Source organism: Curvibacter sp. Hmag1.1 (assembly GCF_059769165.1).
The window spans coordinates 3,348,990-3,361,395 of sequence record NZ_JBMBGX010000002.1; the positions used below are offsets into that span (position 1 = coordinate 3,348,990).

A 12,406-nucleotide genomic window follows, 5' to 3' on the forward strand; every position below is an offset into this window, starting at 1 on the left:
GCGCTCCATGCGCAGGGCACTTGTAGGTGTTGGCCCCTTTCACCCTGAGTCAGATAACCCCCTCGAAGTCGGTCGGCACGCACTCAGATGACCGAACCCCTTGAAAAAACGGTGGATGCTGATTGGCCGTTGGTCGAGCGCACGATTGCCGGCGACCAGCGAGCCTATGGCCTATTGGTTATCAAATATCAAAGAAGGGTTCAGCGACTTGTCGGGCGCATGGTCCGGGATGTTGATCTGGTCGAAGACATTACTCAGGAAACGTTCATCCGCGCCTACAGGGCTTTGCATCAGTTCCGGGGAGGCGCCCAGTTTTATACCTGGCTGTATCGCATTGCGGTAAACACCGCCAAAAAAGCACTTTTGGAATTGAAACGGGACAGGACTATTTCAGAGTCTTTTTTCGCACGGGATGAAGAAGATGAAACTTCTTTGCGCCAGAACGAACCAAGTAGTGACGAAACGCCTGAATCAGTGTTGGCGGCCAAAGAGATTGCTGGCGTGGTGAACAGTGCGATGGATGAACTGCCTGAAGAGTTGCGCCAAGCAGTGGTGCTACGGGAAATTGAAGGGCTGAGTTATGAAGAAATTTCTCTTGCCATGTCTTGTCCGATAGGGACTGTACGCTCGCGGATATTCCGGGCGCGAGAAGCAATATCGGCCAAGGTCAAGCCCCTTTTGGATAAGCAAACAGGCAAGCGTTGGTAAGGACATGGGTATGGAACACAACACATCGCTGACTTTGCAAGAGCAAATTGCGGCGCTTGCAGACGGGGAATTGTCAGCGGACGACATTGGCACTTTGCTGGACGCCATGGAAGCTGAACCTGCCACCTACGAGGCGTGGGCAGTGCATCACGCTGTGGTAGCCTCCGTACGGGGCGAGCGGGTTGAAGCTCCTTCTGGGGATTTGGCTTTTTGGCAAACTCTGCAAAAACGCTTGGCTCAAGAATCTGATGGACCGGTTTTCCACAATGAGATACAGGTGCCAAATCCGGTAATCGTTGCAAGTTCGGCATCCAATGAATCATTCTGGAAAGTCCGGGCATTGGCCTCATTCGTAATGGTGCTGGCAGTAGGAGGGCTTGCTGCGGTCCTGTGGCCTCAGGGTGATCCCTCCGAGTCATTTGCCCTGAGCGGTACTCCTGCGGCCCCGGTGGCAACCGAAGTAGCTACTGCTGACGGCAGTGTCATGTTGCGCAACCCGGAGCTCGATGCATTGATGGCAGCCCACCAGCAAATGGGTGGCCATTCCGCATGGCAAGCGCCATCCGGATTTTTGCGCAACGCAACTTATGAAAGACCCGGCCGGTGATGGAAATCCGAACGGTGTCTATTGCCAAGGCATTGCTTTGCTCCGCCTTGGTGGTCCTGTCCTTTATGCCGGCGATGGCACTGGCCGAGGACCCCTCGGTTAGCTCTTGGCTCATGCGTTTGCATGAAGCTTCCCGCTATCGCACTTACACAGGTACCTTTGTTGTATCCGCAGGCACACAGATGGCCAGTGCCAAGATCTGGCATGTGTGTGATGGGGATCAGCAAATGGAGCGGATCGAGTCGCTCAGCGGCACCCCACGCTCCACTTTTCGGAAAAATTCCGAGGTCTTGACTCTGTACCCGACTGCCAAAGTTGGCATTGCGGAAACGCGGGATTCGTTCGGATTGTTTCCGGGACTGTTGAAGTCGCAAAGTACCGCTCTGGATGAGTTCTATCAACTGAAGCCTCAGACGACCGACCGGGTGGCAGGGATTGACGCTGATGTAGTTCAGATTGCCCCCAAGGACGGCATGCGCTACGGGTACCGTGTCTGGAGTGAGAAGAAATCCGGCTTGGTCGTGCAGCTGCAGACACTGGATGTAGACGGAAAGACATTGGAGCAATCCGCCTTCTCTGAATTGCAATTGGATGCGCCGGTGAGTGCCGCCAAGCTGAGTCAGTTAATGGGGCAGACGGAAGGCTATCGAGTGGAGCGCCGCACTACAGAAAAAACGACTGCGGCAGCCCAGGGTTGGACGATGTCCAGCGTAGTACCCGGATTCAAATCCGCAGGCTGTTATACACGGCCGGTTGCGCTCTTGGCTGGAGCCTCGGGGAAAGCTGAGAGCACGATGCAATGGATGTTCTCAGACGGCTTGGCAACCGTGTCTCTTTTTGTGGAGCGATTCGATCCGACTCGCCACACACAAGCGGGCCGTGCGGACCTTGGGGGGGCTACGCGTACCCAAACCCGCAAAGCAGGCGCGTGGTGGATCACCGGCGTCGGTGAGGTACCCGCTGCCACGCTGGCCTCTTTTGTTCAGGCTCTTGAACGCAAAAAATAAGTCGCCATATCGATTTTTTTCAGGGGATGAAGACGATGACCGCTTGGATTTCTACCGCACGACGATTTTGTTTGACAGGCTTCTTGGCTGTATCTGCCGTCGCATTGGTTCCGACGGGAGTTGCCCATGCGCAAGCTAGGGCATTGCCGGACTTTACGGATCTGGTGGATCAAGTGGGCCCTTCGGTGGTGAACATCCGCACTCTGGAAAAAGTCAGTGCCCGTGCCCAGCAAGGTGGGCCCGGCGAGGAGGAGATGCTGGAGTTCTTCAAGCGCTTTGGTCTGCCGATTCCCAATTTGCCCAAACAGGCGCCCAGGCAGAATCGTCCCCAGCAGCAGGAAGAGGAGCAGCCACGCGGTGTCGGCTCCGGATTTATCCTGACTTCTGACGGTGTCATCATGACCAATGCGCACGTGGTGGAAGGGGCGGACGAAGTGTTGGTGACTTTGACGGACAAGCGGGAATTCAAAGCAAAGATTTTGGGTGCCGACAAACGTTCGGATGTAGCCGTTGTCAAAATCGAAGCTAGTGGATTGCCTGCCGTGAAGGTGGGTGATGTCAACCGCCTGCGTGTTGGGGAATGGGTGATGGCCATCGGCTCGCCATTTGGTCTGGAAAATACAGTGACAGCTGGCATCGTTAGCGCCAAGCAGCGCGACACGGGTGATTTCTTGCCTTTCATCCAGACGGATGTTGCGATCAATCCCGGAAATTCTGGCGGTCCATTGATCAACATGCGTGGTGAGGTGGTCGGCATCAACAGCCAGATTTACTCCCGTTCGGGCGGATTCATGGGTATTTCGTTTTCGATACCCATGGATGAAGCAGTCCGGGTGAGTGACCAATTGCGGGCGACTGGTCGTGTTTCACGTGGACGTATCGGCGTCCAGATTGATCAGGTCACCAAAGATGTGGCGGAGTCTATTGGCCTCGGAAAGCCGACCGGTGCTTTGGTGCGCGGTGTGGAGACGGGTTCTCCAGCTGAAAAGGCCGGCGTTGAGGCTGGTGACATCATTACGCGCTTTGATGGCAAGGTGATTGAGAAATCGAGTGACCTGCCGCGTATTGTGGGCGGTACCAAGCCCGGTACGAAAAGCACGGTAACGGTGTTCCGTCGTGGCGGAAGCAAAGATTTGCAGGTCGTGATCGCCGAGATTGAGGCAGATAAGCCTGTTGCCAAGGCAAACAGCAAGGACGACAAGCCTAGCGCTTCCCCCGCAGCTCAGGTGTTCGGTCTGGTGGTGACTTCCTTGACGGAAGCTCAGCGCAAAGAGGCGGGCGTGCGTGGAGGTGTTCGCATTGAAGGCGCAGCAGATGCGGCCGCGCGGGCGGGTTTGCGGGAGGGTGACATCATTCTTCAGGTTGCCAACGTGGAAGTCCTGAACGTCAAGGAATTTGACGCAGTCATTGCAAAACACGATAAATCCAAGCCGCTGAACGTATTGTTCCGCCGGGGGGGGGGCTGGACGCAATACGCGGTCATTCGCGCCAACCGATGAGACGGAAACAACCCTAAAGCAGAGCGGGCTTTGGGGTTGTTGGATCACACATCAGCCACAGTTTTTTTTTCTTTGGACCATAGATTTTTTGGCGCTGGCGTTAATTCAATAGTGTGAATTTATTGAGATGGTTAGAATAGACAGATTCTTTGGTGCAAAGAAGATATATAGAACTTGCGATAATCCATGATGTGGGACGTTGTTGATTGCCCCACAGACACTCCACAGCTCTCCCACATGTTGTCCAGTTATTGAGAGAGTGGTCTGTGGATAAGTTGTGAGTATTTATGATGTTGCCATGGTGCAACGTCCCCTGAACCGGGTTTTTTGGGCTGTGCTCTCTGGACTTTTTGCCTACAATGAGCTTCCAACTATCGCAGTTGCCAAAAGATTGTTGGTTCAGGGCGCGTCCTCACTCGACGCGCCCTTTTTTCATGGCTGTTCCTTTTAATTCAATTACTTGAAGCTCGTCGTTGATGAATCACATCCGAAATTTTTCGATCATTGCCCACATTGACCACGGCAAATCCACGCTGGCAGATCGCTTGATTCAGCGTTGTGGCGGGTTGGAAGCGCGTGAGATGGAGGCGCAGGTTCTGGACTCGATGGACATCGAAAAAGAGCGTGGGATAACCATCAAGGCGCAGACCGCTGCATTGCAATACAAGGCCAAAGACGGACAGGTTTACAACCTGAACCTGATCGACACGCCCGGTCACGTGGACTTCTCATATGAAGTGTCCCGCTCACTCTCCGCCTGTGAAGGTGCATTGCTTGTGGTCGATGCCTCCCAAGGTGTAGAAGCGCAAACCGTAGCCAACTGCTACACCGCCTTGGATCTTGATGTGGAGGTATTGCCGGTCTTGAACAAGATCGACTTGCCGAATGCGGACCCTGACAATGCCCGCAGCGAAATTGAAGATGTGATCGGCATAGATGCTACCGATGCCATCGTGTGCTCGGCCAAAACGGGCCTAGGCATTGATGACATTCTCGAAGCCATTGTGGCCAAGATTCCCTCACCTAAAGGCAATCCGGATGGCCCTCTGCGGGCCATGATCATCGACAGCTGGTACGACAGCTTCGTGGGCGTGGTGATGTTGGTGCGCGTGGTGGATGGCCGCTTGGGCAAGGGTGAACGTATCAAGATGATGGCGTCCGGTGCGACCTACAACGCGGACAATTTGGGTGTCTTTACCCCTGCGAACCAGCCACGCACGTCGCTGGAGGCCGGAGAGGTGGGTTACATCATTGCCGGGATCAAGGAACTGCAGGCCGCCAAGGTGGGCGATACGGTGACCTTGGTGAAGCCCGGCACGGGTGGCGCCGCCCTGACAGCCACAGAGCCATTGCCTGGCTTCAAGGAAATTCAGCCGCAGGTGTTTGCCGGTCTGTACCCGACCGAAGCCAGTGAATACGACTCCCTGCGGGACGCATTGGAAAAGCTCAAACTCAATGACGCTTCCTTGCATTACGAGCCAGAGGTGTCGCAAGCGCTGGGCTTTGGTTTCCGTTGCGGATTTCTGGGCCTGTTGCACATGGAGATCGTCCAGGAACGCTTGGAGCGCGAGTTTGATCAGGACTTGATCACCACTGCCCCGAGCGTGGTGTACGAAGTGGTCAAGAGCGATGGCGAAGTGGTTATGGTGGAGAACCCCTCCAAGATGCCAGAGATCGGCAAAACTGCCGAAATCCGCGAGCCCATCGTCACGGTGCACCTCTACATGCCCCAAGAGTACGTGGGCGTGGTCATGACGCTGGCCAACCAGAAGCGTGGCGTGCAGATGAACATGGCCTACAAAGGCCGCCAGGTGGTGTTGACCTACGAAATGCCGCTGGGTGAAATCGTGCTGGATTTCTTTGACAAGCTCAAGAGCGTGAGCCGCGGATACGCGTCCATGGACTATGAGTTCAAAGAGTTTCGAGCATCCGACGTGGTCAAGGTAGACATCCTGTTGAACGGTGAGAAGGTGGATGCCTTGTCCATCATCGTGCACCGTAGCCAGTCCGCCTACCGGGGCCGCGCCGTGGTGGCCAAAATGCGCGAGATCATTTCGCGTCAGATGTATGACGTGGCGATCCAGGCGGCCATCGGAGCCAACATCATTGCGCGTGAGACAATCAAGGCACTGCGTAAAAACGTGCTGGCCAAGTGCTACGGCGGCGATATTTCCCGCAAGCGCAAGTTGCTGGAAAAGCAAAAAGCCGGTAAGAAGCGCATGAAACAAATCGGATCGGTGGAGGTTCCACAGGAAGCCTTCCTCGCCATTCTCCAAGTGGAAGATTAATGCAAGCATTCACAGCGGCCGTACTTGCGGCTTTCGTTGCCTACGGCGCCTCCTGGTATTTCGGTCTGGTCGATGGCAACTTTGCGTTGCTGCTTTTCCTGGCCAGCGTGGTGACCGGTGCCTACTGGCTAGCCGAGCGCTTTTACTTTTTGCCCCAGCGCCAACGTGCCGTGGCTGAGTTGGAAGCGCAGGATGCAAAACGGCGCGAAGGCTTGGCTAACATGGGCATCACCCAGGTCGATGGAGACATCCAGGAAGCCAAAGTCAAACTGCTAATGCAGCCTTGGTGGCTGGACTGGACGGCCGGTCTGTTCCCGGTGATCATCGTAGTTTTTCTGTTGCGCTCGTTTTTGTTCGAGCCCTTCAAGATCCCTTCCGGATCCATGATCCCAACCTTGTTGGTAGGCGACCTGATTCTGGTGAACAAGTTCACCTACGGAGTGCGATTGCCAGTCATCAATACCAAAATCACCGAAGGCAACAAGCCGCAACGCGGTGATGTGATGGTGTTCCGCTACCCCCCCAAGCCAAGTTTGGACTACATCAAACGTGTGGTGGGTGTACCGGGCGATACGGTGGCCTACCTGAACAAGCGTTTGACCATCAATGGCAAGCCTGTGGAGACCAATACCTTGCCGGACTTCTTTGATGAGGATGCCAGCCAGTACTTCAAGCAGTTTGAAGAGACTTTGGGCGAGAAGCCCCACCGCTTGTTGAATGATGCTCGCCGGCCCGCCTTTGTGGCCGGAGTTGAAAAGTTCGAAGGCATGGAAAATTGCAACTACACCGTGGAAGGCGTGACCTGCAAAGTGCCGGAAGGCCACTACTTCATGATGGGCGACAATCGCGACAATTCGCTGGATTCACGCTATTGGGGTTTTGTACCGGACAAAAACATCGTGGGCAAGGCTTTTTTTGTGTGGATGAACTTTACCAATCTCAAGCGGATTGGCGGGTTTAACTGAATCTTTATCGACCTTGAGTTTCGGGAGTCACAACATGCACAGCAAATCCAAACAACGCGGCATCTCTTTCATTGGCCTGCTTTTTGTAGGCGGCATTCTGGCTATGACAGGGGTCATTGCTGCTCAAGCATTTCCGACCGTGATCGAATACATGGCCATTGAAAAAGCAGCCCAGCGTGCGACAGCCGGTCAGTCGGTGGTCGAGGTGCGTGGTTTGTTTGACAAGTCAGCTGAGATTGACAACATCAAGTCGATCACAGGCAAAGACCTTGAAGTGACCAAAGAAGGCGACAAAGTCGTGGTGGCGTTCTCCTACCAACGTGAAATCCACCTTGTCGGCCCCGCTTTCCTGACCCTTAAATACGCAGGACGATCCAAATAAGTGGCAGATGGTTTGACCGCGCTGCAGCAACGGCTACAGCACCAGTTCTCGAATGTTTCTCTGCTGTCGCGGGCATTGACCCACCGCAGCTTCTCTGCTGACCATTACGAGCGCCTGGAGTTTCTGGGCGATTCCGTTTTAGGCTTGGCCATTTCTGATCTCTTGTATTCGCGCTTGGGCAACCTACCCGAAGGGGATTTGTCCCGTGTGCGGGCCAACCTGGTCCGGCAAGAGACGCTGCACCAGTTGGCACTGAAATTAGGTTTGCCCGATGTGCTCAAACTGGGAGAGGGCGAAATGCGCTCCGGAGGTCCCAAGCGCGCCTCCATCCTGGCCGACGCCTTGGAGGCCATCATCGGCGCCGTCTATTTGGATGCCGGTTTTGCCAAGGCCCAAGCCTTGGTACACCGCTTGTTTGAAGCGGTAGAAATCAACCCGCAGATGCAGGCCATCGGCAAGGATGCCAAGACCGAGTTGCAGGAGTGGTTGCAGGGTCGCAAAATGAAACTTCCGCTCTACACCGTGGTGGGCACCATCGGCGCAGCCCATAAACAAAGTTTTGACGTGGAGTGCGAGGTACCCGAACTGCGCTTGTCGGAACGCGGCATCGGCGGCTCACGCCGGGCCGGAGAACAAGCAGCGGCCGCGGCCATGCTGCAAACCATCAAAGCAAAGGTCAAATCATGAATGCTCCTAAAAAAGTAGCTGCTCGCGCAGAATCCACGAGCGCCAAGGGGCAAAAAGGCTCTCAAGCTCGAGCGCCGGTTGAGGTGCAGGAAAACCTAGATGCCATGCTGGAAGGCTTGCTCAAGAGCACGCCGAAGTTGGCCACTCCCGGCACCGATGGTGCGGGCCAACGATGCGGTTTGGTCGCCATTGTGGGCAAGCCCAATGTGGGTAAATCCACCTTGCTCAACGCATTGGTGGGGCAGAAGATCAGCATCACCTCGCGCAAGGCACAAACCACGCGTCACCGTATTACCGGCATGCGCACCGAGGGGCAGACGCAGTTTGTGTTTGTGGATACCCCCGGTTTCCAGACTATCCACGGCAATGCACTGAACAAATCCTTGAACAAAGCGGTGCAGGGCGCAGTGTCAGATGTGGACCTGGTGTTGTTCGTGGTGGAGGCCGGCAGCTTTACGTCGGCGGACGAAAAAGTATTGAAACTCTTGGGCGAGGGCATCCCTGTCGTCTTGGTGGCTAACAAACTGGATAACGTGAAAGAGCGCGCCGGCTTGGCGCCCTGGCTGCAAGCCATGCAGGCCCGCGCCAAATTCACCGAGATGATTCCCCTCTCGGCCAAGAACGCCAAGGACATTGACCGCCTGCTGGGTATTTGCGAAAAGTTCCTGCCCGAGCAAGCCTGGTGGTACTCCGAAGACGAGTTGACCGACCGCAGCGAAAAATTCCTGGCCAGTGAGCTGGTACGCGAAAAGCTGTTCCGCCTGACCGGTGACGAGCTGCCATACACCTCTACGGTGGTGATCGACAAGTTCGAAGAAGAGCCACCCCAGAAAAAGGGCCAGAAGCGCCTGCTGCGCATAGCCGCCACAATCGTGGTGGAGCGTGATGGCCACAAGGCCATGGTGATCGGCGACAAGGGCGAGCGCATCAAACGCATCGGCATGGAAACCCGTGTGGAACTCGAAAAGCTCGCAGACGCCAAGGTGTTTCTGGAGCTGTGGGTCAAAGTGCGCTCCGGCTGGGCCGATGACGAAGCGCGCGTGCGCAGCTTCGGGTATGAATGAGCACACCCCCCGGCTTACTCGTTTCGCGTAGTCGCTTTCCCCCTTGCAGGGGGCAGCGCCAGCGGCCTGGCAGAGCCAGCTCCGCGGCGTTTGCTGGTAACAAGACACGCTGATCCATGGCGACCAAGCGGATTGCGGACGAGCCGGCGTTTGTATTGCATCGCTACGACTGGAGCGAGAGCAGCCTGATTTTGGAAGTGTTCACCCGCCACTACGGTCGGGTGGCGCTGGTGGCCAAGGGGGTGAAGAAGCCCACGTCGAGCTTCCGCCCTATCTTGTTGCCGCTGCAGCCCTTGCATGTGGCTTTTGGAGGCGACGCTGAGATCCGCACTTTGCGCAGCGCAGAGTGGCAGGGCGGGCATGTGATGCCGACAGGGGACGCGCTGCTGTCCGGCTACTACCTCAATGAGTTGCTGATCACCTTGCTGGCGCGAGACGACCCGCACGCTGAACTCTTTGACATCTATGCACAAGTGGTTCGGGTCATTTCCAGTGAGCATGGCGAAGTGCTGCAGGCGGCCCTGCGGACCTTCGAGTTATTGTTGCTGCGCGAAGTGGGTTTTTTGCCCCAGCTCGATGCACAAACCATGACCCTCGCGCCTTTGCAGGCCGACGTGCGCTACGTGCTGGTTCCTGAAGGTGGTTTGCGGCAGGCTGGGCCTGACGACCGCGCGGGCCTCTCGGGCAGCCAGTGGGTGACATTGCAAGACGCGATTGCAGTCCATGCCCCCTTCACCACCACGCTACGGGCCTGCTCTGAGGTGATGTCTGAACTCAAGCCCCAGTTGCGGGCTTTGCTGCACTACCATTGCGGCGTCAAGACGCTGCGAACGCGGCAGATGATGATTGATATTCAAAACCTATGAAAACCCATCTCTCCGTCAACCTGAATAAAGTGGCGCTGGTGCGCAACACCCGCCACTTGGGTATTCCCAGCGTCACCCGCGCAGCGACTTTGTGCCTGGAGGCGGGCGCTGCGGGGATCACGGTGCACCCACGTCCCGACGCGCGTCATATCCGTGCACAGGATGTCTTGGACCTGGCAGCCCTGCTCAAGGCTTGGCCGGATCGTGAATTCAACGTGGAGGGCAACCCGTTTCACAACCTGATGGACTGTGTGCGCGATCTGCGCCAGCGCGGCTTGCCGGTGCACCAAGTGACCTTCGTGCCGGACTCGGAAGGCCAGTTCACCAGTGATCACGGCTGGAGCTTTCCCGCGGATGCCGAGCGCTTGAAGCCCTTGATTGCCGAAGCCCACGCACTGAACCTGCGCGTCAGCCTGTTCATGGACGCAGACCCCACGGCCATGGCGGCTGCCAAGGAGGTGGGCGCAGACCGCATTGAGCTCTATACCGAGCCATTCGCCGCCGCCTGGGGCACCGCGGATCAGCAAGCGCAATTGGATCTTTTCGCCGCTGCCGCCCAAGCCGCATTGGACGCAGGCCTGGGCGTCAATGCCGGCCACGATTTGAACCGCGACAACTTAACCGCGTTTGCGCAGCAGGTTCCCGGTTTGCAAGAGGTCTCTATCGGCCACGCGCTGATTGCAGACGCGTTGGAGCTGGGCTACACCGCCACCATCCACGGCTATCTGGCCTGCCTTAGGCAATAAAGGCACGCCTTGATTTACGGCATTGGCACCGACATTTGCGATGTGCGCCGCATACGCGCCAGCGTAGAGCGCCATGGCGAGCGCTTCGCGGCCAAGGTGCTGTCAGACGCAGAGCTAAAGACCTGGAAGGCCCGCAGCGCCCGTTGGCCCGAACGCGGCTTGCGCTACCTGGCCACCCGCTTCAGCGCCAAAGAGTCGTTCAGCAAGGCCATCAGGCTGGGCATGCGGATGCCCATGACCTGGAAGCTGTGCGAGATTGCCAACGAGCGCAGCGGCAAGCCGGTCATCGTGTTGCATGGCGAGTTGAAAACGTGGTTTGAAGACAAAGGCTTGCAGGCCCATATCACTGTCACTGACGAAACCGATTACGCCGCCAGCTTCTGCGTGGTGGAAACCCGCTGAGAACTTGAATAAAAATAGCCGCTGGCGCTCGTAGAATGTGCGCAACCAGCTCCTGAATTGATAGCAACAGACACCATGACATTCCACGCCCCCCTGATCATTGACATCGCCGGCACCAGCCTCACCGCGGTAGACCGCAAACGCCTGAAACATCCACTGGTAGGTGGCATGATTTTGTTTGCCCGCAACTGGCAAAACCGTGAGCAGCTCACGGCGCTGTGCCGCGAGATCAAAAAGGTGCGCGCCGATTTGCTGATCTGCGTGGACCACGAAGGCGGGCGGGTGCAGCGCTTCAAGACCGACGGCTTCACCCACCTGCCGCCCATGCGCGCCTTGGGTGAGATGTGGATGCGGGACATCGCGCCCACCACCTCCGCCAAGAAGGCTGGCGCCCTGAACGCTACCAACGCCGCCACCGCCACCGGCTATGTGCTGGGCGCCGAGTTGCGCGCCTGTGGCGTGGATATGAGCTTCACGCCGGTGCTGGACTTGGATTACGGTGAGAGCAGCGTCATCGGCGACCGCGCTTTTGCACGCGACCCGCGTGTGGTGAGCATGCTGGCCAAGAGCCTGATGCATGGCCTGCAAAAAAGCGGCATGGCCAACTGCGGCAAGCACTTCCCCGGCCATGGCTTTGTGAAAGCCGACTCGCACATCGATATCCCGGTAGACAAGCGCAGCCTCAAAGCCATTTTGGCGGATGACGCCGCACCGTACCGCTGGCTCAACACCGTGACCAGCAGCGTGATGCCCGCTCACGTGATTTACCCCAAGGTTGACAGCCGTCCCGCCGGTTTTTCGAGCGTGTGGCTGAACGAAATTTTGCGCGGCCAATTGGGCTTTACCGGCGCCATCTTCAGTGACGACCTGTCCATGGCCGGCGCCCGCTTGATCGACGGCAAAACCGTGAGCTACACCGAAGCGGCTGTGGTGGCGTTAAACGCAGGCTGTGACCTGGTGCTCTTGTGCAACCAGTCCATGGCCAATGCCGAGGGCGGTGGCAAGGCGGTGGACGAATTGATTGACGGCCTGACCGAAGCCCAGCTCAAGGGCCAGTGGCAGGCGCTGGAGGCGAGCGAAGCCCGCCGCCGCGCATTGCTGCCTACCAGCCCTGCGATGGCGTGGGACGACCTTATGGTGCACCCCGACTACATGCAGGCACTGGACTGGATCGCCTGAGACCCT

13 protein-coding genes are annotated in these 12,406 nt (G+C 57.0%); all 13 read left to right on the forward strand.

Going from position 1 to position 12,406, the window contains the following annotated elements; translation table 11 throughout:
• Positions 1–87: 87 nt before the first annotated feature.
• Positions 88–708: a sigma-70 family RNA polymerase sigma factor gene (locus tag ACOAP0_RS16255; RefSeq protein WP_498377263.1), complete on the forward strand. Its 621-nt coding sequence runs from the start codon at positions 88–90 to the stop codon at positions 706–708.
• A gap of 10 nt (positions 709–718) precedes the next feature.
• Complete coding sequence (locus ACOAP0_RS16260; protein WP_498377264.1) at positions 719–1,315, forward strand: sigma-E factor negative regulatory protein; 597 nt, start codon at positions 719–721, stop codon at positions 1,313–1,315.
• On the forward strand, positions 1,315–2,322 hold the full coding sequence (locus ACOAP0_RS16265; protein WP_498377265.1) for a MucB/RseB C-terminal domain-containing protein: 1,008 nt from the start codon (positions 1,315–1,317) through the stop codon (positions 2,320–2,322). Before ACOAP0_RS16260 ends, ACOAP0_RS16265 begins: the two co-directional genes overlap by 1 nt.
• Before the next feature lie 35 nt (positions 2,323–2,357).
• On the forward strand, positions 2,358–3,821 hold the full coding sequence (locus ACOAP0_RS16270) for a Do family serine endopeptidase (RefSeq protein WP_498377266.1): 1,464 nt from the start codon (positions 2,358–2,360) through the stop codon (positions 3,819–3,821).
• Positions 3,822–4,297: 476 nt separating this feature from the next.
• Positions 4,298–6,109, forward strand: coding sequence for a translation elongation factor 4 (gene lepA, locus ACOAP0_RS16275; RefSeq protein ID WP_481875000.1), 1,812 nt, complete (start codon positions 4,298–4,300; stop codon positions 6,107–6,109).
• Complete coding sequence (gene lepB / locus ACOAP0_RS16280) at positions 6,109–7,074, forward strand: signal peptidase I (protein WP_498377267.1); 966 nt, start codon at positions 6,109–6,111, stop codon at positions 7,072–7,074. The genes lepA and lepB overlap by 1 nt, the downstream gene beginning before the upstream one ends.
• 34 nt (positions 7,075–7,108) lie before the next feature.
• Positions 7,109–7,456, forward strand: coding sequence for a DUF4845 domain-containing protein (locus ACOAP0_RS16285; RefSeq protein WP_313878522.1), 348 nt, complete (start codon positions 7,109–7,111; stop codon positions 7,454–7,456).
• The gene (rnc, locus tag ACOAP0_RS16290) at positions 7,457–8,143 is read left to right on the forward strand and encodes a ribonuclease III (RefSeq protein ID WP_498377269.1); all 687 of its coding nucleotides are present in this window, start codon (positions 7,457–7,459) and stop codon (positions 8,141–8,143) included.
• 104 nt (positions 8,144–8,247) lie between these two features.
• Positions 8,248–9,207 carry a GTPase Era gene (gene era / locus ACOAP0_RS16295; protein ID WP_481875007.1) on the forward strand — a complete coding sequence of 320 codons (960 nt, stop codon included), beginning with the start codon at positions 8,248–8,250 and terminating at the stop codon, positions 9,205–9,207.
• 116 nt (positions 9,208–9,323) lie between these two features.
• Positions 9,324–10,073: a DNA repair protein RecO gene (gene recO / locus ACOAP0_RS16300; RefSeq protein ID WP_498377270.1), complete on the forward strand. Its 750-nt coding sequence runs from the start codon at positions 9,324–9,326 to the stop codon at positions 10,071–10,073.
• Positions 10,070–10,819, forward strand: a complete 750-nt coding sequence (locus ACOAP0_RS16305; protein ID WP_498377271.1) for a pyridoxine 5'-phosphate synthase — start codon at positions 10,070–10,072, stop codon at positions 10,817–10,819. The genes recO and ACOAP0_RS16305 overlap by 4 nt, the downstream gene beginning before the upstream one ends.
• Before the next feature lie 9 nt (positions 10,820–10,828).
• Complete coding sequence (gene acpS / locus ACOAP0_RS16310; protein ID WP_498377272.1) at positions 10,829–11,221, forward strand: holo-ACP synthase; 393 nt, start codon at positions 10,829–10,831, stop codon at positions 11,219–11,221.
• Between the two features lie 75 nt (positions 11,222–11,296).
• Positions 11,297–12,400, forward strand: a complete 1,104-nt coding sequence (gene nagZ, locus ACOAP0_RS16315; protein WP_498377273.1) for a beta-N-acetylhexosaminidase — start codon at positions 11,297–11,299, stop codon at positions 12,398–12,400.
• Positions 12,401–12,406: the final 6 nt, after the last annotated feature.